At 67.0% G+C, this 21,229-nt stretch carries 23 protein-coding genes and 1 tRNA gene; 9 read left to right on the top strand and 15 right to left on the bottom strand.

Features of this window, described 5'->3' with window-relative positions:
- A partial coding sequence (locus HUW43_RS11300; protein ID WP_188237501.1) for a zf-TFIIB domain-containing protein occupies nucleotides 1-214 on the top strand: 214 nt, incomplete at its 5' end.
- 18 nt (nucleotides 215-232) lie between these two features.
- Here the strand turns inward: HUW43_RS11300 and HUW43_RS11295 are convergent.
- Complete coding sequence (locus tag HUW43_RS11295; protein ID WP_188237500.1) at nucleotides 233-871, bottom strand: YoaK family protein; 639 nt, start codon at nucleotides 869-871, stop codon at nucleotides 233-235.
- Nucleotides 872-907: 36 nt separating this feature from the next.
- Nucleotides 908-2,305, bottom strand: coding sequence for an amino acid permease (locus tag HUW43_RS11290; protein ID WP_188237499.1), 1,398 nt, complete (start codon nucleotides 2,303-2,305; stop codon nucleotides 908-910).
- 131 nt (nucleotides 2,306-2,436) lie between these two features.
- Here HUW43_RS11290 and obgE point away from each other — a divergent pair, with 131 nt between their 5' ends.
- Nucleotides 2,437-3,483 carry a GTPase ObgE gene (obgE, locus tag HUW43_RS11285; RefSeq protein WP_188237498.1) on the top strand — a complete coding sequence of 349 codons (1,047 nt, stop codon included), beginning with the start codon at nucleotides 2,437-2,439 and terminating at the stop codon, nucleotides 3,481-3,483.
- Here the strand turns inward: obgE and HUW43_RS11280 are convergent, their stop codons facing one another.
- Together HUW43_RS11280 and recF are read right to left on the bottom strand one after the other, a co-directional pair.
- Nucleotides 3,484-4,545, bottom strand: coding sequence for a class I SAM-dependent methyltransferase (locus HUW43_RS11280; protein ID WP_188237497.1), 1,062 nt, complete (start codon nucleotides 4,543-4,545; stop codon nucleotides 3,484-3,486).
- Between the two features lie 113 nt (nucleotides 4,546-4,658).
- Nucleotides 4,659-5,768 (bottom strand): DNA replication/repair protein RecF, encoded by a 1,110-nt coding sequence (gene recF, locus HUW43_RS11275; RefSeq protein WP_188237496.1) that lies wholly within the window; start codon nucleotides 5,766-5,768, stop codon nucleotides 4,659-4,661.
- 250 nt (nucleotides 5,769-6,018) lie between these two features.
- On the opposite strand from recF, the gene HUW43_RS15875 reads away from it, so the two are divergent.
- Nucleotides 6,019-6,147, top strand: coding sequence for a hypothetical protein (locus HUW43_RS15875; RefSeq protein ID WP_262926802.1), 129 nt, complete (start codon nucleotides 6,019-6,021; stop codon nucleotides 6,145-6,147).
- Between the two features lie 62 nt (nucleotides 6,148-6,209).
- Nucleotides 6,210-6,389 (top strand): PspC domain-containing protein, encoded by a 180-nt coding sequence (locus HUW43_RS11270; protein WP_120219901.1) that lies wholly within the window; start codon nucleotides 6,210-6,212, stop codon nucleotides 6,387-6,389.
- 94 nt (nucleotides 6,390-6,483) lie between these two features.
- Here HUW43_RS11270 and HUW43_RS11265 read toward each other — a convergent pair whose 3' ends face one another.
- Nucleotides 6,484-7,623 (bottom strand): zinc-binding dehydrogenase, encoded by a 1,140-nt coding sequence (locus HUW43_RS11265; protein ID WP_188237495.1) that lies wholly within the window; start codon nucleotides 7,621-7,623, stop codon nucleotides 6,484-6,486.
- A gap of 144 nt (nucleotides 7,624-7,767) precedes the next feature.
- The gene (locus HUW43_RS11260; protein WP_188237506.1) at nucleotides 7,768-8,175 is read right to left on the bottom strand and encodes a DUF6456 domain-containing protein; all 408 of its coding nucleotides are present in this window, start codon (nucleotides 8,173-8,175) and stop codon (nucleotides 7,768-7,770) included.
- A gap of 164 nt (nucleotides 8,176-8,339) precedes the next feature.
- On the opposite strand from HUW43_RS11260, the gene HUW43_RS11255 reads away from it, so the two are divergent.
- A complete protein-coding gene (locus HUW43_RS11255) occupies nucleotides 8,340-8,900 on the top strand; it encodes a helix-turn-helix domain-containing protein (protein WP_188237494.1) in 561 nt (186 codons plus the stop codon).
- Between the two features lie 107 nt (nucleotides 8,901-9,007).
- A complete protein-coding gene (locus HUW43_RS11250) occupies nucleotides 9,008-10,174 on the top strand; it encodes a glycosyltransferase (protein ID WP_188237505.1) in 1,167 nt (388 codons plus the stop codon).
- A 69-nt stretch (nucleotides 10,175-10,243) separates the two neighbouring features.
- Here HUW43_RS11250 and secF read toward each other — a convergent pair whose 3' ends face one another.
- From secF to yajC, 3 genes are read right to left on the bottom strand one after another with little or no spacing between them, the layout of a single operon-like run.
- Nucleotides 10,244-11,227 (bottom strand): protein translocase subunit SecF, encoded by a 984-nt coding sequence (secF, locus tag HUW43_RS11245; RefSeq protein WP_188237493.1) that lies wholly within the window; start codon nucleotides 11,225-11,227, stop codon nucleotides 10,244-10,246.
- Between the two features lie 13 nt (nucleotides 11,228-11,240).
- Nucleotides 11,241-12,854 carry a protein translocase subunit SecD gene (secD, locus tag HUW43_RS11240; RefSeq protein WP_188237492.1) on the bottom strand — a complete coding sequence of 538 codons (1,614 nt, stop codon included), beginning with the start codon at nucleotides 12,852-12,854 and terminating at the stop codon, nucleotides 11,241-11,243.
- Between the two features lie 54 nt (nucleotides 12,855-12,908).
- On the bottom strand, nucleotides 12,909-13,238 hold the full coding sequence (gene yajC / locus HUW43_RS11235; RefSeq protein WP_188237491.1) for a preprotein translocase subunit YajC: 330 nt from the start codon (nucleotides 13,236-13,238) through the stop codon (nucleotides 12,909-12,911).
- A gap of 282 nt (nucleotides 13,239-13,520) precedes the next feature.
- Here yajC and HUW43_RS11230 point away from each other — a divergent pair.
- Nucleotides 13,521-13,597, top strand: a tRNA-Pro gene (locus HUW43_RS11230).
- Between the two features lie 195 nt (nucleotides 13,598-13,792).
- Here HUW43_RS11230 and HUW43_RS11225 read toward each other — a convergent pair.
- The gene (locus HUW43_RS11225) at nucleotides 13,793-14,770 is read right to left on the bottom strand and encodes an NADPH:quinone oxidoreductase family protein (RefSeq protein WP_188237490.1); all 978 of its coding nucleotides are present in this window, start codon (nucleotides 14,768-14,770) and stop codon (nucleotides 13,793-13,795) included.
- Between the two features lie 71 nt (nucleotides 14,771-14,841).
- Here HUW43_RS11225 and HUW43_RS11220 point away from each other — a divergent pair, with 71 nt between their 5' ends.
- Both HUW43_RS11220 and HUW43_RS11215 read left to right on the top strand, forming a co-directional pair.
- Entirely contained in the window at nucleotides 14,842-15,411 is a 570-nt protein-coding gene (locus HUW43_RS11220; RefSeq protein WP_188237489.1) for a glycoside hydrolase family 108 protein, read from the top strand.
- 61 nt (nucleotides 15,412-15,472) lie between these two features.
- Complete coding sequence (locus HUW43_RS11215) at nucleotides 15,473-15,886, top strand: holin family protein (RefSeq protein ID WP_188237488.1); 414 nt, start codon at nucleotides 15,473-15,475, stop codon at nucleotides 15,884-15,886.
- A gap of 112 nt (nucleotides 15,887-15,998) precedes the next feature.
- Here HUW43_RS11215 and HUW43_RS11210 read toward each other — a convergent pair whose 3' ends face one another.
- The 5 genes from HUW43_RS11210 to HUW43_RS11190 all read right to left on the bottom strand — a co-directional run bounded on the left by HUW43_RS11210 (nucleotide 15,999) and on the right by HUW43_RS11190 (nucleotide 21,222).
- Entirely contained in the window at nucleotides 15,999-16,478 is a 480-nt protein-coding gene (locus HUW43_RS11210) for an SRPBCC domain-containing protein (protein WP_188237487.1), read from the bottom strand.
- Nucleotides 16,475-19,123, bottom strand: a complete 2,649-nt coding sequence (alaS, locus tag HUW43_RS11205; protein WP_188237486.1) for an alanine--tRNA ligase — start codon at nucleotides 19,121-19,123, stop codon at nucleotides 16,475-16,477. The genes HUW43_RS11210 and alaS overlap by 4 nt, the downstream gene beginning before the upstream one ends.
- Nucleotides 19,124-19,195: 72 nt before the next feature.
- The gene (locus HUW43_RS11200; protein WP_188237485.1) at nucleotides 19,196-19,771 is read right to left on the bottom strand and encodes a hypothetical protein; all 576 of its coding nucleotides are present in this window, start codon (nucleotides 19,769-19,771) and stop codon (nucleotides 19,196-19,198) included.
- Nucleotides 19,761-20,387: a glutathione S-transferase family protein gene (locus HUW43_RS11195; RefSeq protein WP_188237484.1), complete on the bottom strand. Its 627-nt coding sequence runs from the start codon at nucleotides 20,385-20,387 to the stop codon at nucleotides 19,761-19,763. Before HUW43_RS11195 ends, HUW43_RS11200 begins: the two co-directional genes overlap by 11 nt.
- A 19-nt stretch (nucleotides 20,388-20,406) precedes the next feature.
- Nucleotides 20,407-21,222 carry an arginase family protein gene (locus HUW43_RS11190; RefSeq protein ID WP_188237483.1) on the bottom strand — a complete coding sequence of 272 codons (816 nt, stop codon included), beginning with the start codon at nucleotides 21,220-21,222 and terminating at the stop codon, nucleotides 20,407-20,409.
- Nucleotides 21,223-21,229: the final 7 nt, after the last annotated feature.

Genomic DNA, 21,229 nt, shown 5'->3' with positions numbered 1-21,229 from the left:
ATGCCGCGGCGTCTGGCTCGATCGCGGCGAACTCGACAAGATCATCGAGCGCAGCGAAGCCACAAGCGCACCCGCCCCCTCCCGGCCGCAGGCGGCGCCCCCGCCGCCACGATATCGCGATCCGGACTATCGCGAGCGCGGCTATGACGACCGCTATTACGGCAAGCCCCACAAGAAGAAATATAAAAGCTTCCTCAGCGAATTGTTCGATTGATCGGGACGAGCCGCGTCGTCAGGCGCGCCGCGCCGCCCGTAACGCGTGGCCGCCGAGCACCCCCGCGCCGACGATCGCCAGCGCATAGGCGGCCAGCGGCGACCATAACGTCACGCGAGCACCCACGATGGCGCCGCCGACGAGCGCCGACCACAGCGCCAGATGCGGCAACCAGCGCCGGTCCCCCGCACCGCGCACGGCATTGGCCATCTTCTGCCCGATCTGTACCAGCGTGCCGGTCATATAGGTGACGCCGACCACGGCATCGCCCCGCCCCTCGACCGCGGCGTTGACCATCCCCATCGCGACCGCCAGACAAGCGACGGCGCCAACCACCTGGTCGGCGATCCGAAGCCCGCCCGCCCCGGCCAGCAACGCTGCGACGCTGAACAGGATCGCGCCGCTCCGCCGCGCGGCGGTCCCCGCGGCAACCAGCGATCCTGCAACAACGCCCGCAACGAAAAACAGGATAATCGCACCGGCAATCAGACCCGCATAGGTCCATTCGGCGACGCCGACCGCAAGGCGTGTCGAGTTGCCGGTCATAAAGGACACGAAATAGCCGCCCGATTCGACAAAGCCGATCGCGTCGACAAAACCGGCAAGCGCCGAGATACCGGCCGCGAGCCGCTGCTGCGAGCGATCGAAACGGATCATCGTCCGGCCAGCTCCGCCGTGATCACGCGCCGCCGGTCAGTCCGCCACCGCATGACGGCGCGCATAGAGGAAATAGACCGCAAGGCCCGCGATGTTCCAGACCAGGAACCAGAATTGCGTCTGCAACGGCAGGCTGAAGAAAAGATAGATGCAGCCGAGCACGGCGATGCCGCCGACGACCCACGGGAACGGCGTGCGGAAGGTGCGCGGGGCATCGGGAGCGCGGCGGCGCATGATCAGCATGCACACCGACACCGCGGTGAAGGCCGCGAGCGTTCCGGCATTGGCGAGTGCGGCAAGCTCGCCCAAGGGGATGAAGCCCGCGAGCACCGCGACGACGATCGCGGTAAAGATGGTGATGCGCACCGGCGTGCCGCGCGGCGACAGCTTGGCGAGGCTCGCGGGGAGCAGCCCGTCGCGCGCCATGGTGAAGAAGATGCGGCTCTGCCCATAAAAGAAGGCGAGGATCACCGTCGGCAAGGCGATGACCGCCGAGACCGCCAGATATTGCGCGGCGAGCGGGCTGCCGAGTTCGCGAAGGATCAGCGCAAGCGGTTCGGGGCTGTTGGCGAAGCGGGTGTAGGCGATCGCACCCACCGCGGCGACCGCGACGGCAATATAGATGGCGACGCAGGTGAGCATCGACCCGATAATGCCGATCTTGAGGTCGCGGTCGGGATTCTTCGCTTCTTCGGCCGCGGTCGCGATCGCGTCGAAGCCGTAAAAGGCAAAGAAGATGATCGCCGCAGCGGCCATCACTCCGCGCTCGACCCCGTCGGGACCCATATGCTTGGCAAAGCCATAGGGACTGAAGGGTTCAAGGTTCGCGGCGTCGAAAGCGGGCAGCGCGACCGCGACGAACACCGCAAGCGCGGCGATCTTGACCAGCACGAGAATCGCATTGACCGTCGCGCTTTCGCGCGTGCCGACGAGCAGCATCCCGGCCACCGCGGCGATGATCGCAATCGCCGGCAGATTGACGACGCCGCCCAGCTCCGGCCCCTGCATCAGCGCCATCGGCGCGCCGACCCATGCTTCGAGCAGCGGCGCCGCATAGCCCGACCAGCCGACCGCGACCGCGCTGACGACCAGCGAGTATTCGAGGATCAGGCTCCACCCGACGACCCAGGCGATAATCTCGCCGATCACGACATAGCTGTAGGTATAGGCACTGCCCGACGCGGGGATCATCGTCGCCATTTCGGCATAGGCGAGCGCCGCGCAGGCGCAGATCAGCCCGGCGACGGCGAATGACAGGATCACCGCCGGTCCCGCCTTGTCGGCGCCGACGCCGATCAGCGTCAGGATGCCCGTGCCGACGATCGCGCCGACGCCCAGCGCAATGAGGTGCGGCCAGCCCAATGTGCGCGCCAGCCCCTGCCCGCCCGGCCGGTCAGGGACGATCGATCTGCGACGCAGCAGGCTGTCGGACATAAAGTGACTCCCCTTTGTTCGATTATGGCTCTTGACCTTGCGCCGCTTGTAAGCGCCCCGGACGGCAACGCAAGCCGGGCGTTGGACGCGGCACCCTAGCCAAAGTGCCGCTTTCCGACTAAAGGCCCGCGATGCATTTTCTGGACCAGGCCAAGATCTTCATCAAGTCGGGCGACGGCGGCCCCGGCGCCGTGAGCTTCCGGCGCGAAAAATATATCGAATATGGCGGCCCCGACGGCGGCAACGGCGGCAAGGGCGGCGACATTGTGTTCGAAGCGGTGGCCGGGCTCAACACGCTCATCGACTTTCGCTACACGCAGCATTTCAAGGCGAAGCGCGGCAATCCCGGCGCGGGCCGCGACCGCACCGGCGCCGGCGGCCCCGACCTGGTCATCCAGGTTCCGGTCGGCACCCAGATCCTTGCCGACGACGAAGAACGCAGCCTGCTCGCCGACCTTACCAAAGCGGGCGAGCGCATCCATTTCCTGCGCGGCGGCGACGGCGGGCGCGGCAACGCCAGCTACAAGACGTCGACCAACCGCGCGCCGCGTCAATATGGCCCCGGTTGGCCGGGCGAGGAAATGTGGGTGTGGCTGCGGCTGAAGCTGCTTGCCGACGCGGGTCTCGTCGGCCTGCCCAACGCCGGCAAGTCAACCTTCATCAACGCGGTGACCAATGCGCAGGCCAAGGTCGGCGCCTATGCCTTTACCACGCTGCGCCCGCAACTCGGCGTCGTCAGCCACAAGGGGCATGAGTTTGTCATCGCCGACATTCCGGGGCTGATCGCAGGCGCCGCCGAAGGCGCCGGGGTCGGCGACCGCTTTCTCGGCCATATCGAGCGCTGCCGCGTGCTGCTCCACCTTGTCGACGCCAATGACGAGGATGTCGCAACGAGCTACCGCATCGTGCGCGACGAGCTCGAAGCCTATGGCGCCGACCTGATCGACAAGCCGGTGATTGTCGCGCTCAACAAGGTCGATACGCTCGACGACGAACTGATCGCCGCGCTGTCGGCCGAACTCGCCGAAGCGAGCGGCCATCCGGTGATGGCGCTGTCGGGCGCGAGCGGCGCCGGTATCGAACCGGTGCTCGACAAATTGCTCGAGGCCATCGGCCAGCCCGAACCGGGGCCCGATGCCGATGACGAGGAAAAGGGTGACGACTGGTCGCCGATCTGATCAGCGCGCCTCGATCACCATGTTGAACGGCCCCTCGGTCGCGCGCCGAACGCTGGCGAAGCCGCCCTCGCGCACGATCTGCGACAGCCGCGCTTCGCCCGCCTGTGCGCCCAGCGCCTCGCCGACCTCCTGATCGAGCGACGTCGGCACGCAGATCATGGTCGAGGCGTTGTAATAGAGCCGCCCGACCGGGTTCATATTTTCTGCCGGTCGGTCGCCCGCGATCGGTTCGACGATCATCCAGCATCCGTCGGGCGCCAGCATCTCGCGCATATGACGGGCACAGCCGCGCGGATCGCCCATGTCGTGCAGACAGTCGTACATGGTAATCAGGTCAAAGCCGTCCTCGTCGATTTCCTTTGCCGTCGCCACTTCAAAGCGCACCCGGTCGCCATAGCCATGCCCCTCGGCGTGACGCCGCGCTTCCGCGATCGACGGTTCGTGAAAGTCAAAGCCGACGAACTCGCTCTCGGGATAGGCGTCGGCCATCAGCAGCGTCGAAAAGCCCACCCCGCATCCGACATCGGCGACGCGCGCGCCTTTCTTGAGCTTCGCCTCAACGCCATCGAGCGCCGGAATCCAGGCCTGGACAATATTGTTCACATAACCCGGCCGGAAAAAGGCGCCCGTGGCGCAAAAAAGACAACCGGCATGATCGCCCCAACGCACGCCCGATCCGTGTCGGAAACACTCCTCGACCTTGCGCTCCGCTTCGATCATCGCCGCGATGATCTCGAACGCGCCCGCCAGATAGACCGGACTGTCCTTGTGCACGAATACCATCGCCTGTTCGGGCGCGATGCTGAAGCGATCCGAAGGCGGATCATAGTCGATATAGCCGTTCGCCGCCTGCGCGAGCGCCCATTCGCGAACATAGCGTTCGTGCAGCCCACCCGCGCGCGCCGCAAGCTCGCCTGCCGTCGCCGGTCCTCGCGCAAGCGCATCGAACAGCCCGAGCCGGATTCCCAGCCGCACCGTGGGCACGCTCATCCCGCCACCCACATCGCCCAGCATCTTGCCGACGAAGCTGTGCAGCCGGTCTTCATCGATTGTCGTGGTCATTCTTCCGCTCCTCGCCGAACAGGGCGGCGCGACTCGCCAGAAGCTCTTGTCGAAGCGCAAGCCATAGCATATCGGCGCGCCGGCGGCACGCATCGGCCCTTTGGCGGGAACCGCTAAGCCGCGGCGATCCGACCGCCCGCGATGCGATAGCGCGTCACTGGTCCCGGCATCACGTCGAACAGCGCCGCTTCGGTGCCGGTCAGCCACGCCTGCCCGCCCTGCGCCGCCAGGCGTTCGTACAGCGCGGCGCGGCGCAACGGGTCGAGATGCGCCGCCACCTCGTCGAGCAGCAGCACCGGCCGCTGCCCGCGCCGCCGCGCAACGCAATCGCCGTGCGCCAGGACCAGCGACAACAGCATCGCCTTTTGCTCGCCCGTCGAGCAGCGCGCAGCGGCCCGGCCCGTAACCGCGTGCACCGCCGCCAGATCGTCGCGGTGCGGCCCCGCCGTCGCGCGGCCCGCCGCGGCATCGATCCGGCGGCGCGCGGCGAACAGCGCCCTCAACGCCTCGGCGCTATGCGGCGCGGCGCGTTCCTTGCCTTCGCTGTCGACCAACGTGAGCAGCGGCCGCGCAAAGGGCGCGTCGGGCTGCCCCGCCAGCTCGCCCGACAGCGCGGCGAGCGTATCGAGCCGGGCCGCGTCCATCGCCGCACCATGCTCGGCGAGCTGCGCCTCGAGACTCGCGAGCCACGCCGCATCGGCGGCCGCCAGGTCGGCGAGCAGCTTGCCGCGCGCGCGCAGCGCCGCTTCATAGCGATTGCCGTGCTGCGCGTGGCGCGGGTCGAGCGCGAGGACGAGCCGGTCGAGGAAGCGCCGCCGGTTGCCCGCGGTCTCGACGAACAGCCGGTCCATCGCCGGGGTCAGCCACAATATCGCCAGCCATTCGCCCAGCGCCGTCGCGGCGGCCGTGGCGCCGTTGATGCGGACGATCCGCCGCCCCGGCTGCGCGGGTTCGATCCCCGTCCCCAGCGCCACCGGCGGCAACTCGTCCGCCGCCGCCACCTCGGCAAAGACCGCAAACCCGCCGCTGGCACCGTCGCGCACCATGTCGGCCAGCGGCGCTCGACGCAGCCCGCGCCCCGGCGCGAGCAGCGAGATTGCCTCCAATATGTTCGTCTTGCCCGCGCCATTGTCGCCATGCAGCGCGACCAGCCCCGGCCCCGTCGCCAGATCCGCGCCGGCGTGATTGCGAAAATCGGTCAGCGAAAGGCGGGCAAGCGTCATGCCCGACCGCGCCTACCGCAGCCGAAGCGGCGACGCCAGCGTCGACGCGCATCCGCGCCTCGACACGACATGGCGAGTTTTCCCGCTATCCGGCAATTTTTCCGGTTTGGAGGGATAATGCGCATCCTCATATCATTTATGGAACCCGAAAACCGCGGTTAACCGCCGATGAATGAAGTTGGCACGCCTCCTGCATAGCTGCTGGCATCCACCGGATGGTCCGAGTGGAAGGTTCAAGAAGGATAAAATCATGGCCCATTTCAACGTCAACGCCATCAAAAGCTACGCCCTCGCCGCTTTCGCCTCGCTTTATGCCTCGGTGATGCTGCTCGCCATCGTCGGCCAGAATGGGGCCGAGGTCGGTCAGCTGATCGTCTGATCGGCTGACGACCTCCCCACAAAGGAACGCCGGCCTTCCCGGCCGGGATCGAAAGGAAAGAAATGAAACAGGGTTTTCGCAAGAATCGCCAAAGCGGCATCCTTTTCGGCGTGTGCGCCGGGATGGCGGACCACTTCGGCTTCGATGTCTTGTGGACGCGCGTCGCCTTTGTCGCCCTGACGCTTCTGGGCTTCGGCCTGCCGCTGCTGCTGTACCTGACCGTCGCGATCCTCGCGCCATAGGACAGCCAAGGGCCGGTCGCCACAGGCGCCCCGTTCACCGGCCCCCATTCCCGAAATCAGGGGCTCACCGGCCGCCGCCGGTGGGCCCTTTGCCTTATCCGTGCGGGCGGATCAGATATTTCTCGCCCGTCCGCTTGGCATTATAGGCCTGCGCGGTCGCGACATCCAGCGCCTCGGTCAGCGAGATTTCGTGGCTGTAATGGCTTTTGAAGGTCGTCGTCAGCTCGTCGACGACGCGCTGGCGCATCCGCCCCACGACTTCGGCGCCCGCCTTCGCCAGGAACGGCGTCAGCAAAAAGCCGCCGAGCGCCCAGGTCAGGCCGAAACTACGCGCCGAAAAGCTCGTCGGCGACAGGTCGAGCGCGCCATAGATATAGACCTGCTTGAACGTGTCGGAGCCATAGCGGCTGTATGTCGTCATGCGCCGCACCGCCGCCGCCTCCATCGCGGTCAAAATCTGCCCCGCCAGCTTGCCGCCGCCCGTCGCGTCGAAACCGATCGTCGCGCGCGTTTCGGCGACCGCGTCGATCAGCCGGTCCATGAAATCGTCGGCGCTGCTGTTGACGACATATCGCGCGCCGATGCCTTTCAGCAGCGCGACCTGCGCGTCGCTGCGCACAATGTTGACCAGCGGGATGCCGTCCTTCGCGCAAATCTTGACGAGCATCTGCCCCAGGTTCGACGCCGCGGCGGTGTGGACGATCGCGCTGTGCCCCTCCATCCGCATCGTTTCGGTAAAGGCCAGGCTGGTGAGCGGGTTGACGAAGCAGGAGGCGCCGTCCCTGGGATCGGTGCCATCGGGCAGCGGCATCGCCATCTGCACGGGAAGGCAGCGATATTCGGCATACATCTCGCCGCCCAGCACCGCGACCGTCTTGCCGATCAGCGCCTGCGCCTCCGCCGACGCGCCCGCCGCGACGACGATGCCGCAGCCTTCGTTGCCGATCGCCATCGCCTCGCCCACGCGCCCCGCCATCGCGCGCATTCCCGCGGGCGGCACATCGGCGACCAGCACGGGCAGGCCGTCCCGCTCCGACGCGCGCGCGGTGCTCATGTCGGCGCCGCCGAAAAGCAGCCCCAGGTCCGACGGATTGATCGGCGCCGCGAGCATCTTCACCAGCAGCTCATGCGGTTTGGGTTCGGGCATCGGCCGCCGTTCGAGCGAGACTTCGAGCTGCCCCTCCGGCTTCACGAGGGTCAGCATGGTCAGGTTGGTTTGGGGCAGGTCGGTCATCGCGCATCTCCCGTCGCATTTCAGTTTCTGGATGCAACGGGAATAGGACGGCGCGGCGGGGCTGGCAATCGCGCGGTGCGACAAAATGCGCATGACAAAGCCCCTCCCCTTCGCGGAGGGACTCCATTCCCCCAAACAACCCCGCTACCCCGTGCCATAAAAGCGCGCGAGGCGGTCGAGCGCCAGCCCCAGCACCAGCTTGCCCGACCGCGCGGGCCATCCCAGCGCCTTTTCGGCGCCGCCGATCCCCTCGCCGGCGCAGATCACGCGCCAGCAAATGTCGGCAAGCCCCGGCCCCGCCGCGTCGAGCGCGCCGTGAAAGCGCCGGTGCGCGTCGATCCGCGCCAGCGACGCATCGGCCGCGCGTGCGCCGCCGCGGCGCTTGCCCGGCGGCGCCGCGTCCCAGCGCATCGTCACCCGCGCCGCCAGCCCCGCGCGCTCATAATCGGCGCGCAACCGCTCGCCCGCCAGCAATTGCGCCGGGGTGAGCAGCCCGCGCGAGGCAAGCCAGGCGATCGGACTTTCGGCGACATTGACGGTCACATGCCGCATCACCTGCGGCCCCGTCTTGCCCGGATCGATCCGGTCGTCGGGATGGATACGCGATTCGAGGCGGCGTGCAGTCATATCGGTCTCCTTGTGAAGGAGACGCGGCTTGACATTGGATGATTATGTAGGAAAGAAAAAACCGATTTGGTTACAGAAAGGCAAGGGTCGTGATCAACAGCATCCGAACCGTCCGCCGCGCCAAGGGGTTGACGCTCGAAGAGGTTGCGCGGCGCTGCGATCCGCCGACGACCGCGCAGACGATCGGCCGTCTCGAAACCGGGACGCGGACGCTGTCGCTCGGCTGGATGAACCGCATTGCCGCGGCGCTCGGCGTCGACGCCGCCGAACTGGTGCGGTTGCCGCAGGACGCGCAGCTGACCATCACCGCGCTGCTCGGCGCCGACGGCGCGCACGCGCCGACGCGCCCCGAACAGGCGCTGACCGCGCGACCGGGCGAGGATATGGTGGCAGTGCGCGTCACCTCGTCGATCGGCGACTATCGCGCGGGCGACGAAATCTGGTGCCGCCGGATAGAGGATGACTGGGCGCAGGCGCTCAACCGCGACCTGCTCGTCCCGCGCCCGGCCGGCCGCTTCTTCTTTGCGCGCCTGCTCAACGTCGACGGCGAAAAGCTCCACTTGCTCCCGCTCGGCGCCGGGCAGCGGCAACAGGTCGTCAGCAACCCGCCGTGGGCCGCGGTCGCGGTGCGCTTGATACGCACGCTCTGATCCGATCCCGCCTGTCCTGAGCTTGTCGAAGGGCCGTCCTTTTCACTCTGCGCCTAAGGGAAAATGGTGTTTCGACAAGCTCAGCACAAAGGGATGAGAGGTTGGAAATGAATCCCCTGCGCATCCTGTCGATCGCCACCCTCTTTCCCGACGCCGCGCGCCCGAACTTCGGCCTGTTCGTCGAAAAGAGCCTGCGCGCGCTGGCCGCCCAGCCAGCGATCGAACTGACCGTCGCCGCGCCGGTCGGCCTGCCGCCCTTCCCGCTCGCGCTCCACCCGCGCTATCGCGCGCTGCGCAGCCTGCCACGCGCCGAAATATGGCAAGGCCTCACCGTGCTCCGCCCGCGCTTCCCGCTCATCCCGCGCTATGGCGCACGCTTCAACCCCGCGGCGATCGCACGCGCCGTGCTCGCCACGGTCAAGGACCGGAGTTTCGACATCGTCGACGCGCAATTCTTTTACCCCGACGGCCCGGCTGCGATGCGGGTTGCGGATACGCTCGGCCTGCCCTTTTCCGTCAAGGCGCGCGGCGCCGACATCAGCCATTTCGGCCACGCCCCGGCGACGCGCGCGCAGGTGCTGGGCGCCGCCGCGAAAGCCGCGGGCCTGCTCGCCGTCTCCGAAGCCATGCGCCGCGACATGGCCGCGATCGGCATCGACCCGGCAAAGACTGCGGTCCACTACACGGGCATCGACACCGCGCGTTTCCATCCCGGCGACCGCGCCGCAGCGCGCGCGGCGCTCGGCATCGACAACGCGCCCGCGATCCTCTCGGTCGGCGCGCTGATCGAGCGCAAGGGGCAGGCGCTCGTCATAGCGGCGCTGCCCGCGCTGCCCGGCGTGCATTATTGGCTCGCCGGCGCGGGCGAAGCGGAAACCCGCTACCGCGCGCTCGCGCGGAGCCTTGGCGTCGAAACGCGCGTGCATTTTATGGGGCCGGTCGCTCATGCCGATCTGCCGATGCTCTATCGCGCCGCCGACGTCGTCGTCATGCCCTCGGCCAGCGAAGGTCTCGCGAATGCGTGGGTCGAAGCGCTCGCCTGCGGCACGCCGATCATCATCAGCCGCGCGGGCGGCGCCGCCGAACTCGTCACGTCGGCGACCCAAGGGCGCATCGTCGCGCGGACGCCCGAAGCGATAGCGGCAGCGGTGAAGGAAGTTTTAAGCGCCCCTCCGTCACCGCCCGACGTCGCCGCGAGCCTCGGCGACCGTTTCGACTGGAACCGCAACGGCCGCGAACTGGCCGACCATCTGCGGCGCTGCGCGGGGGGTTAGGGTGCCAGAACGGCGGCACGGCGGGGTTTGGATCGCTGGACCTTTATCCTGTGGCGATCCCGGCCCCGATCAAACCACCGCGCCGTCGTCACCCTTGCTTGCAACGCGTTCCGCGCCTTCGGTCGCCGCGGTCGTTCGCGGCACGAAACTGTGCGGACCGACTTTCAGCCACACCAGGATCGGCGCCGACATATAGACCGACGAATAGGTGCCGATGAAGATGCCGAGCAGCATCGCCGCGGTGAAGCCAAAGATCACGTCAGGCCCGACCCACAGCAGGACGGCGAGCGCGATCAGCATCGTGAAGCTGGTCATCACCGTGCGCGCCAGCGTCTCGTTGATGCTGAGATCGAGCAGCGGGATGATCTCCATCTTGCGGTATTTCTTCAGATTCTCGCGAATCCGGTCGAACACGACGATCGTGTCGTTGAGCGAATAGCCGATGATGGTGAGCAACGCGGCGACGATGTTGAGGTCAAACTGCATCTGCGTCAGCGCAAAGAAGCCAAAGGTCAGCGTGACGTCGTGGAACAGCGCGAACAGCGCGCCGACGCCGAACTGCCATTCGAAGCGGATCCAGATATAGATGGAGATCGCGATCATCGCGAGGATCAGGCTGAGCGCCCCGGTGCGCAGCAGCTCTTCCGACACCTTGCCCGAAACGGTTTCGACCGATCCGGTCTTTGCGGTGGGGAACGCCTTGGCGATGCCCGCGACCAGTTGTTGCCCGGCGCGCTCGGCGGCGGCCTTGTCGCCTTCGGGCAGCGCGGTTCGGATCGACACCGCCTTGTCCGATCCGAACTGCTGGATCGTCGCTTCGCCAAGGCCGATGGCGCCAATCTTTTCGCGGATTTCGTCGATCGGCGGCATCGCCCCGGTGAACTCGACGCGCACCGACTGGCCGCCGACAAAGTCGACGCCAAGGTTGAGCCCACGCACCGCGACGAGCGCGATCGACGCGGCGATCATCAGAAAACTGATCGCCATCGCGACGTTGCGCCATTTCAGGAACTGGATGTTGGTGTCGTCGGGGACGAGTTTCAGGAGACGCATGACCGGTCCCTCCTCAAATGGTCAGCGACGCGGGGCGCGTCTTGTGCAGCCAGCGCGCCGCGAACAGCCGTGTCACGGTGACGGCGGTAAACACGCTGGTGATGATGCCGATCGTCAGCACCACGGCAAAGCCCTTGATCGGGCCGGAGCCGAACCAGAACATCAGTCCGGCCGCGATGACATTGGTGATATTGGCATCGAAAATCGCGCGGCTCGCTTCCGAATAGCCAAGCTCGACCGCCTGGAACACGCGCCGCCCGCGTTTCAGTTCTTCGCGGATACGCTCGTTGATGAGCACATTCGCATCGACCGCGGCGCCGATCGTAAGCACGAAGCCCGCGATGCCCGGTAGCGTCAGCGTCGCGTTGAACGCCGCCATGATCGCGATGATCAATCCGATGTTAAAGACCAGCGCGACATTCGCATAAATGCCGAAACGGCCATAGACGATGATCATGACCACCAGCACCGCAACGGTCGCGATGATGCCCGCAATCACGCCCTTGCGGATCGAATCGGCGCCCAGTTCGGGGGTGACCGTGCGTTCCTCGACAACCGTCATTTTCACCGGCAGCGCGCCCGACCGCAGCGAGATCGCCAGATTGTTGGCGCTCGCGACGCTGAAACTGCCCGAAATCTGGGCGCTGCCGCCCAAGATCGGCTCGTTGATCGACGGCGCCGACAGCACCTTGCCGTCGAGCACCATCGCGAACCTTTTGCCGACATTCTGCGCGGTCACCTTGGCAAAGGTGCTCGACCCCGCCGAATCGAAACGGATCGACACCACCGGTTCGTTCGTCTGCGGGTCATAGCTTTGCTGCGCATTGATGAGCTGTTCGCCGCTGATCATCACCTGGCGGCGCAGCACCTCGAACGCTGCGCCATTGCCTTCGCCCTCCGCATAGGGGACGATCTCGCTGCCCACCGGCACGCGGCCTGCGGCGGCCTCGTTGGGGTCGGCGTTGGCGTCGACCATGCGAAACTCGAGCCGCGCGGTCTTGCCGATCAGTTCCTTGAGCGCTGCCGGGTCCTGAAGCCCCGGAACCTGCACCACGATGCGGTCCGCGCCTTCGCGGATGATCGTCGGCTCGCGCGTGCCGAGCGCGTTGACGCGCTTGTCGATGATGTCGCGCGCGGTGTCCATTGCATTGGCCACTGCCTGCGTCTGCCCGGCGCTGGTCGGAGTCATCACGATCCGCGTCGAATCGACGACGTCGATATTCCAGTCGCGCTGGCCGGTCAGCCCGGCGCCCTGCGTCTCGCTGAACAGCCGCTCGCGCGCTTCGTCCAGCTTCGCGGCATCGCGGACAAGGAAGCTGATGCGGCCGCCCGTCGTCGACAATTCGCCGATCGCGATATCGTCGTCGGGTCCGCTCTGCCCGCGCATCGCCGTGCGCACCGTCTTTTCCATATTGGTGAGCTGCGTCTTCCTGAGGTCGTTGATGTCGGCCTCGAGCAACAAATGGCTGCCACCGGCAAGGTCGAGCCCCAGATTGACCTTGGCCTGCGCAAAGGCAGGCAGGCTTTCAAACGCCTTGGGCGGCAAAAAGCTGGGAATGGAAAAAAGGACGCCGAGCAGCAGGATAATGCTGATGCCGATGGTTTTCCAGCGCGGGAAATCGAGCATGGTCTGTGATCCGATTGCAAAAAGGGGCCGCGGAAACCCGCCCGCCCCGTCGCGTCAGTCGTTCGCGGGCTTGCCGCCGGGCTGCAGCACGTCGGCCAGCGTCGCCTTGACGACCTTGACCTTGACGCCCTGCGCGATTTCGACGTCGGCATAATCGTCATCGACGCGCGTGACCTTGCCGACGATGCCGCCGCCGGTGACGACCTGGTCGCGCGGCTTGACCGCCGCGATCTTGGCGCGATGCTGCTTCGCGCGCACCTGTTGGGGGCGGATCAGAAAGAACCAGAAGACTGCGAAAATCAGGATATAGGGCACCAGCATCAGGAAACCGGCCGCCCCGCCGCCCGATCCGGCCGCCTGGGTCAGAAGCAATTGCGTCGACATGGATGAAAGACTTTCGTTCGAAAGCGTCGCGCGGTCCACCGGGACCGGCACGCAAGGATGGCGCGGCGCCTATCACACGAGGGGCCGCGCGCGCAACCGGTCGCGCGCGCCGCGCCCCCGGCGGCAGGCGTCGGCAGAAAATGGGAAGCAGGCGGCCAGGATCAAGGGCGTCGTGCGGAATGCGCCGCGGGCGAGGCCTGATACCCCCCGGACTGCGCTCAGGATGGCCTTGCATCGCCTGCCAAGGCACGCTAGGGGCCTCGCCTGCCCAATCGGGCCGGTCGGGACGTAGCGCAGCCTGGTAGCGCATCACACTGGGGGTGTGGGGGTCGGAGGTTCGAATCCTCTCGTCCCGACCAATTTACCGGACAATCCATTCATGGCGGGTCGGCGTGCGGACCGGCCACGATCGCCAACCCGCCCGCGGATCGTCGGCGCCGGGGTGGGAACTGCCATCAGCTTACCCGTCATCCCGGTGAAGGCCGGATGACGATGATCGGATGCCCATTCCCCGCCGAAAGCGGCATAGCCCCCCAGCGGCCGCCCAAGGGCGCCTAGGGCCGCAGCACGACCTTGCCCACCGCCTCGCGCCGTTCCAGCATGGCGAACGCCTCGCGCCAGTCGCCGAGGTCGAGCGCCGCGTGGACATGCGGCCGGATTCTGCCCTGAGCCGCGAGCGCGTCGATCGCCGCGACATTTTCGGCGCCGCGTTCGGGAAAGCGGCGGCCATATTCGCCCGCGCGCACGCCGACGACCGAAAATCCCTTGATCAGCGGCATGTTGACAGGCAGATCGGGGATACGCCCCGATGCGAAGCCGACCACGAGCAGGCGGCCGCCAAAGGCGATGCAGCGCGTCGATTCGTCGAATATGTCGCCGCCGACCGGATCGACGACGACGTCGGCGCCGCGCCCGCCGGTCAGCGCCTTCACCGCGTCGCGAAAGCCCGCCGCGCCGTCGATCACCGCGTCGGGGGCATAGAGTCGTTCGATCGCCGTGCGTTTTTCGGCGCGGCTCGCCGCGGCGATCACGCGCGCGCCAAGCGTCTTTGCCAGATCGACCGTCGCCAGCCCGACGCCGCCCGCCGCGCCATGGACCAGCACCCATTCGCCCGCGACAAGGCGCGCGCAACGCACCAGCGCGACATAGGCGGTCAGATAGGCGACGGGATAGGCCGCGGCCGCGTCCCAGTCCAGCGCCGCGGGCTTGGGCCGCAGCGATGCCGCGGGCACGACCGTATAGTCCGCCATCGCGCCAAACCGATTGCCCCCCACCACCGCATCGCCGACCGACCAGCCTTCGACCCCCGCGCCGACCGCGTCGACCTCGCCCGAAAACTCAAGTCCGGGCACGAACGGCAGGTCGGGTTTGAGCTGATAGGCGCCGCGCGTCATCAACAGGTCGGGAAAGTTCACCGCCGCCGCGCGCACCCGCACGCGCACCGCGCCCGGCCCCGCGGCCGGAACCGGCAGTTCGGCGAGCCCCGCGCCCGCATGATCGGGCCGCAATTCGCGCACTTGCAATGCCCGCATGGAGAAAATCCTTTCCTACATTGTTCCTATATGGTTCGTTATGATGTCCGACCGAACCAAAGGAACGAATCATGCCCCGATCCCAATCCCCGACATGCGACGTTGACGCGTTGATCGACGCCGTCATCGACCGCGAAGGCCGATATGTAAACCACCCCGCCGACCGCGGCGGCGCGACCTGCTGGGGCATCACCGAAGCGGTCGCGCGGGCCGAGGGCTATGCGGGCGCGATGCGAACGCTGCCGCGCGACACCGCCGCCGCCATCTATCGCCGCCTCTATTGGCTTCGTCCCGGATTCGACCGGGTCGCGCTCCGCGCCCCCGCGATCGCCGCCGAATTGTTCGACACCGGCGTCAACATGGGCAGCGCCACCGCGACCGGCTTTCTTCAGCGCGCGCTCAACGCGCTCAACCGCGCCGCGCGCGACTATCCCGACATCGCGGTCGACCGCGCGATCGGCCCGCGCACCCTCGCCGCGCTCGACAGCTTCCTCGACGCGCGCGGCAAGGGCGGCGAAACCATCCTGCTGCGCGCGATGGAGGCGTTGCAGGGCGAACGCTACATCGCGCTCGCCGAACGCCGCCCCAGCCAGGAAGCCTTTCTCTACGGCTGGCTCGCGAACCGGATCGGCCGGGACTGACGCTTTGTGGCGCGCCATTGGGCGGAACCTTACTCACCTTTGACGGCAAAGGAGAATGGACATGAGCATTATCGAAGGGCTGATCGGCCCCATCGCCAAGCTGATCGACAAGATCATCCCCGACCCCGAAGCGCGCGACCGCGCCAAGCTGGAACTGCTGAAACTCGAAGGCAGCCAGGAAATGGAAGCGATCCGCACGCGCATGACCGCAATCGTCGCCGAAGCGAACAGCGCCGACCCCTGGACCAGCCGCGCGCGGCCGAGCTTCCTCTATGTCATGTATGCGCTGTTGCTCTGGGCCATCCCGATGGGCCTGATCGCCGCCGCGCGCCCCGAAATGGCCAAAAGCATCGCCGAGGGCATGAACGCCTATCTGTCGGGCATCCCCGAACCGCTCTATGCGCTCTTCGGCACCGGTTATCTGGGATATACCGCGGCGCGCGCGTGGGGGAAAGCGAAGGGTATCGAAGCCTGACCTCTTTGCCGTTCGCCCTCTGCGTGTCGAAGCACCGATCTTCCTTCTGCCGGTATTGAAGAAACGAACCGTCGTTCGACAGGTTCAGGGCGAACGGGATCTGAGTTGAGCCTTATCCCTCCACCGCCGCCGCCAGATTCGCGAGCGAGCCGTTCAATCCCTCGATATGATCCTTCGCCGAAATCCCCGGCGGCACATGATGCGCATCGACCGTCACCAGCGTGCCGCCGCCGCCCTGCCGCGACAGATACCAGTGCATCGCCATCGTCCCCGAAAAACGCGGGTCGTCGGATTCGAATGCGACCTCCCACACGATCAAGCGCCCGTCGTCGAGCACCGGAATCTGCACGTCAACGACATCACTGTCGTCGTCGTTCTTCGTTTCGACCTCGACATCGTCGAACGTCAGCCGCATCCGAAAGCCGCCCCCGGCCCGCAAATCGACATGCTCGAACGCACCGGTCGCCCCTTCAGGCGGCAACCAGTGCACCAGCTTGTCGGCGCTGGTGAAGGCCGCAAACACATCGACCAGCGGCGCCGCGATCAGCCGCTGCGCATGATCGGTGCGCCGCGTCTTTTTTGTCGGCCTCAAGCGAGCGCGGCCCTGACCGCCGCCACCGCATCATTCGCCGCGCCGCCGTTCGGGCCGCCGCCCTGCGCCATGTCGGGCCGCCCGCCGCCGCCCTGACCGCCCAGCGCCGCGACCGCCGCCTTGACCAGATCGACCGCGCTGTGGCTGCCCGCCTTGTCGTCGGTCACCCCGACCGCGACCGAGGCGCGTCCGTCGTTGACCGCGACGAGCATCGCGACGCCGCTGCCGACCTGTTTCTTGAGCCCATCGACCGTGCCGCGCAGTTCTTTGGGATCGAGCCCGTCGACAACCTGCGCGAGGAATGCGACATCGCCGACCTGCTCGACCGCCGGTCCCGTCGCGGCACCGCCGCCGGAACCGCCAAGCGCCAGCGCCTTCTTGGCATCGGCAAGTTCGCGTTCGGCCTTTTTCAGCTGCTCGGCAAGATGTGCGACGCGCGCCGGCACCTCGTCGGGCGACGCCTTGAGCGCCGCCGCCGCGGCCTTCAAAGCCTCGTCGCGGCCGTTCAGCCATTGTCGCGCCGCCTCGCCGGTCAGTGCCTCTATACGCCGCACCCCCGACGACACTGCGCTTTCGCCGACGATCTTGAACAGCGCGATGTCGCCCAGCGCGCGGACGTGGGTGCCGCCGCACAGCTCGACCGAATAGCTCTTGTCGTCGGCCGTCCCCATGCTGAGCACGCGCACCTCGTCGCCATATTTTTCGCCGAACAGCGCGAGCGCGCCGGCCGCAACGGCGTCGTCGGGCGTCATCAGCCGCGTCGTCACCGGCTCGTTGCGGCGGATCTGCGCGTTCACCTCCGCCTCGATGTCCGCGATCTCCTCAGCCGTCAGCGCCTTGGGGTGCGAAAAGTCGAAGCGGAGACGGTCGGCAGCGACCAGGCTGCCCTTCTGCGTGACATGCCCGCCCAGCCTGTTGCGGAGCGCCGCGTGCAGCAGGTGGGTCGCGCTGTGATTGGCGCGGATGCGGTCGCGGCGTTCGGCATCGACGATCAGCTGCACCGTGTCCCCGACCTTCAGCGTTCCCGCCTCCAGCCTGGCCTGATGCGTGTGCAGGCGGCCGAGCGGCTTGCCGGTATCGCTCACCGACGCCTTCGCGCCGTCCAGCGTCGCGATCGTCCCCGTGTCGCCCATTTGCCCGCCGCTTTCGCCATAAAAGGGCGTCTGGTTGGTGAGCACCACGACTTCGTCGCCCGCGCTGGCTTCATTCACGGGGGCGCCGTCCTTGACGAGCGCGATCACCGTCGCCTCGCCCGTTGTCGAGGTATAGCCGGTGAATTCGGTGCTGCCGTTCGCCTCGGCGAGGTCGAACCAGATATCGTCCGACGCCTTTTCGCCGCTGCCCTTCCACGCCGCGCGCGCCGCCGCCTTCTGCTGCGCCATCGCCGCGTCGAATCCCGCGCGATCGACCGAAATGTCCTGCGCGCGCAGCGCATCTTCGGTCAGATCATAAGGGAAACCATAGGTGTCATAGAGCTTGAACGCGACCTCACCCGCCAGCGTATCGCCCTTGCCCATGCCCGCGGTCGCCTCGTCGAGCAGCTTCAGCCCCTTGTCGAGCGTCTGGCGGAACTTGACCTCCTCGCGCTCCAGCGTCTCCGAAATCAGCGGCTGCGCGCGGATCAGCTCGGGGTAAGCGGCGCCCATCTCGGCGGTGAGCGACGGCAGCAGGCGGTGCATCAGCGGGTCTTTCGCCCCAAGCAGATGCGCGTGGCGCATCGCGCGGCGCATGATCCGGCGCAGCACATAGCCGCGGCCCTCGTTCGACGGCAGCACGCCGTCGGCGACGAGGAAGCTCGACGCGCGCAGGTGGTCGGCGATCACGCGGTGGCTCGCCTTGTGCGCCTCGTCGGCGGGAACATGCGTCAGCTCGACCGACGCCTCGATCAACGCCTTGAACGTATCGGTGTCATAATTGTCGTGGACACCCTGCAGCACCGCGGCGATGCGTTCCAGCCCCATGCCGGTGTCGATGCTCGGCCGCGGCAGGAGAGCGCGCTCGCCGCCCGGCATCTGTTCATATTGCATGAACACCAGGTTCCAGATTTCGACGAAGCGGTCGCCGTCCTCATCCGGCGATCCCGGCGGGCCGCCCCGGATCTGGTCGCCATGGTCATAGAAGATTTCGCTGCACGGCCCGCACGGCCCGGTATCGCCCATCGACCAGAAATTGTCGCTGGTGGGAATGCGGATGATGCGATCGTCGGGCAGGCCCGCGATCTTCTTCCACAGGTCGAACGCTTCATCGTCGGTGTGATAGACGGTCGCGGTCAGCTTCTCAGGCGCCAGCCCCCAAATCTTCGTGATCAGCGTCCAGGCATGGTGGATCGCCTGTTCCTTGAAATAGTCGCCGAACGAGAAATTGCCCAGCATTTCAAAGAAAGTATGATGCCGCGCGGTATAGCCGACATTGTCGAGGTCGTTGTGCTTGCCGCCGGCGCGCACGCATTTCTGCGACGAAGCCGCGGTGCTGTATGGACGCTTTTCCAGCCCGGTAAAGACATTCTTGAACGGCACCATGCCCGCGTTGACGAACATCAGCGTCGGGTCGTTGTACGGCACCAGCGGCGCCGACGGTTCGATATGGTGCCCCGTGCCTCCGAAATAGTCGAGGAACGCGCGGCGAATGTCGTTGGTCGATGTCATGCGCGCGAATTAGGCATTTTGCGGCGGTGCGACAAGCCGCTTCGTCGCGATGACGCTGATCAACGGCACCGTTCAGAAGGCCGTCGCGATTCCCTTGCCCAGATAGCAGGGGAGCTGGGTCAGCACATCGGCCTTGGGCACGCCCTTCTCGATCAGATCGGGCGGCACTTCCGACGTATCGGTGCGCACCACGGTCCACGCCGCGCCGGGCGCTGCGCGGTGGACCACGACATAGCCGCAATCCATGGTGCCATCCGTCCGGTCGCCGCGGAAATCAAAGGCCGCATAGAGACCCGGCGGCTGGCCCGCGGGGTCCGCATACCAGCTCAGCCGCAGCACGCGCAGCGTCCCGTCGGCCCACAGCACCGCGCGCTTGCGCAGGTTCATCTCCCATTCAAGCCGCGGGCTCGCCGCCTGAAACGACAGGCGCAGCATCGCATAGGCGCTGGCATAGTCGCGCCTTGCCAGCGCCATGGTGTAAGCGGCGAAGCGGGCCAGTGCCGCATCTTCGTCGCCGGTCGCGACGCCCGCCGACTCCGGCGCGGCGCGTTCGACATCCGGGCCGAGCGCTGGCAACTGTGCCGCCGCGTCCCCCGACCACAGGGCCAGCACGGCGAGCGGCACCCAGCCGCGCCGGTCAATAGCCATAATAGGCGCCGCCCTTCTCCCGCGCCCGCTGCCAGGCGGGTCGCGCGTGGCAGGCGTTCACAAAGGCCGCGAGCTTGGGATAGCGCGGCGCCATGCCCTGCATGACGGCGATCTCCGCCGGAAAGCTCAACATGATGTCGGCCGCCGACAGGCTGTTGCCGATGAAATGGCCACCGTCGCCGATGCGGCTTTCCATATAGGAAAAATGCGAATCGAGCTGCTGGTTGATCCGCGGTTCGAGCGGCGCCGCCGCTTCGCCGAGCCGCGCGGTATATATGCGCAGCAGGATCGGGGTCATCGCCGACCCTTCGGCAAAATGCAGCCATTCGAGATGGCTGACATGATCGTCGGTGCCGCGTTCGGGGACGAGATGCCCGCCGCCGTGCCGTTCGCACAGATATTCGGTAATCGCCCCCGACTCGATGACCACGCGGCCGTCATCCTCGATCACGGGCGACTTGCCGAGCGGATGGACCGCGACAAGTTCGGGCGGCGCGAGGTTGGTCACCGGATCGCGATCGTAAAACCGGATCTCATACGGCGCGCCGATTTCCTCGAGCAGCCACAGGATACGCTGCGAGCGGCTGTTGTTCAGATGATGGACGATCAGCGTCATGATATTCTCCTCAAAAAGGTCAGGTCCGGCAGCGGCCGTTGCGGTCGATCAGCGCCGCGACTTCGCGAACCAGCTTGGCGCCGACGATCGCGGTCACGCCGCCGATGTCGCGGCCGGGGTGATGCTCGACGATGTCGGCGCCGACGATCGGCGCGGTCTGCTTGTGCAGCACTGCCAGCACTTCGCGCACGGTCAGCCCGCCAGGCTCAGGGTGCGCGACGCCCGGCGCCTCGGACGGGTCGATCCCGTCGAGGTCGATGGAGATATAGAGCGGCCCTTCGAGCACGGGCACCTTGTCGGGCGTGAAGCCCGCCATCGGAATGATCTCGACCCCGAAACGTGTCGCCTGGTCGCGGCAATGTGGGGTCAGCGTGCGGATACCGGCCTGCACCAGCCGCGCCGCATGACCCGCCTCGCAGATGCGCGCAAAGGGCGAGGCGTGGCTGCGCGGATTGCCACCGAAGTCGGCATAGAGATCGGGGTGCGCGTCGATGTGCAGGATATTGAGCGGCCCGAAACAGGTCGCGGCGGCTTGGACGAGCGGAAAGGTCACCGCATGATCGCCGCCGAGCGCGAGCGGCACCTCGCCATCCTCGCACAGCATCGCGACGTGGCGGCGGATCGCGGCGTCATCCTCGGCGGTGCGCTCGGTGAGCGGCAGGTCGCCATCGTCGGCGAAAGCGATGTCGGTGCCGATTTCGCCGCCGAGTTCGGTCGCCATGTTGCCGCGGTCGCTCCACAGCGCCGCGCGGATCGCGGCCGGGCCGGCCGCCGCGCCGCGTTCGAAGCTGCTGTTGATGTCGGTCGGCAGGCCGAAGAGACGGATCGCGGGCATGGTTCAT

Source organism: Sphingopyxis sp. LK2115, from assembly GCF_014595975.1.
Classification (GTDB): Bacteria; Pseudomonadota; Alphaproteobacteria; order Sphingomonadales; family Sphingomonadaceae; genus Sphingopyxis.
This window is presented reverse-complemented; position numbering and strand designations above follow the sequence as displayed.

Excerpts from the sequence above, each read along its gene's own strand:
- HUW43_RS11215 (WP_188237488.1), top strand. The coding sequence starts at position 15,473 with ATGAGCATTATCGAAGGGCTGATCGGCCCCATCGCCAAGCTGATCGAC.
- HUW43_RS11270 (WP_120219901.1), top strand. The coding sequence starts at position 6,210 with ATGAAACAGGGTTTTCGCAAGAATCGCCAAAGCGGCATCCTTTTCGGC.
- yajC (WP_188237491.1), bottom strand. The coding sequence starts at position 13,238 with ATGTCGACGCAATTGCTTCTGACCCAGGCGGCCGGATCGGGCGGCGGG.
- recF (WP_188237496.1), bottom strand. The coding sequence starts at position 5,768 with ATGACGCTTGCCCGCCTTTCGCTGACCGATTTTCGCAATCACGCCGGC.
- alaS (WP_188237486.1), bottom strand. The coding sequence starts at position 19,123 with ATGACATCGACCAACGACATTCGCCGCGCGTTCCTCGACTATTTCGGA.
- HUW43_RS11280 (WP_188237497.1), bottom strand. The coding sequence starts at position 4,545 with ATGACCACGACAATCGATGAAGACCGGCTGCACAGCTTCGTCGGCAAG.
- HUW43_RS11265 (WP_188237495.1), bottom strand. The coding sequence starts at position 7,623 with ATGACCGACCTGCCCCAAACCAACCTGACCATGCTGACCCTCGTGAAG.
- HUW43_RS15875 (WP_262926802.1), top strand. The coding sequence starts at position 6,019 with ATGGCCCATTTCAACGTCAACGCCATCAAAAGCTACGCCCTCGCCGCT.
- secF (WP_188237493.1), bottom strand. The coding sequence starts at position 11,227 with ATGCGTCTCCTGAAACTCGTCCCCGACGACACCAACATCCAGTTCCTG.
- HUW43_RS11290 (WP_188237499.1), bottom strand. The coding sequence starts at position 2,305 with ATGTCCGACAGCCTGCTGCGTCGCAGATCGATCGTCCCTGACCGGCCG.
- HUW43_RS11220 (WP_188237489.1), top strand. The coding sequence starts at position 14,842 with ATGCCCCGATCCCAATCCCCGACATGCGACGTTGACGCGTTGATCGAC.
- obgE (WP_188237498.1), top strand. The coding sequence starts at position 2,437 with ATGCATTTTCTGGACCAGGCCAAGATCTTCATCAAGTCGGGCGACGGC.
- HUW43_RS11225 (WP_188237490.1), bottom strand. The coding sequence starts at position 14,770 with ATGCGGGCATTGCAAGTGCGCGAATTGCGGCCCGATCATGCGGGCGCG.
- secD (WP_188237492.1), bottom strand. The coding sequence starts at position 12,854 with ATGCTCGATTTCCCGCGCTGGAAAACCATCGGCATCAGCATTATCCTG.
- HUW43_RS11295 (WP_188237500.1), bottom strand. The coding sequence starts at position 871 with ATGATCCGTTTCGATCGCTCGCAGCAGCGGCTCGCGGCCGGTATCTCG.
- HUW43_RS11190 (WP_188237483.1), bottom strand. The coding sequence starts at position 21,222 with ATGCCCGCGATCCGTCTCTTCGGCCTGCCGACCGACATCAACAGCAGC.
- HUW43_RS11195 (WP_188237484.1), bottom strand. The coding sequence starts at position 20,387 with ATGACGCTGATCGTCCATCATCTGAACAACAGCCGCTCGCAGCGTATC.
- HUW43_RS11250 (WP_188237505.1), top strand. The coding sequence starts at position 9,008 with ATGAATCCCCTGCGCATCCTGTCGATCGCCACCCTCTTTCCCGACGCC.
- HUW43_RS11260 (WP_188237506.1), bottom strand. The coding sequence starts at position 8,175 with ATGCGGCATGTGACCGTCAATGTCGCCGAAAGTCCGATCGCCTGGCTT.
- HUW43_RS11200 (WP_188237485.1), bottom strand. The coding sequence starts at position 19,771 with ATGGCTATTGACCGGCGCGGCTGGGTGCCGCTCGCCGTGCTGGCCCTG.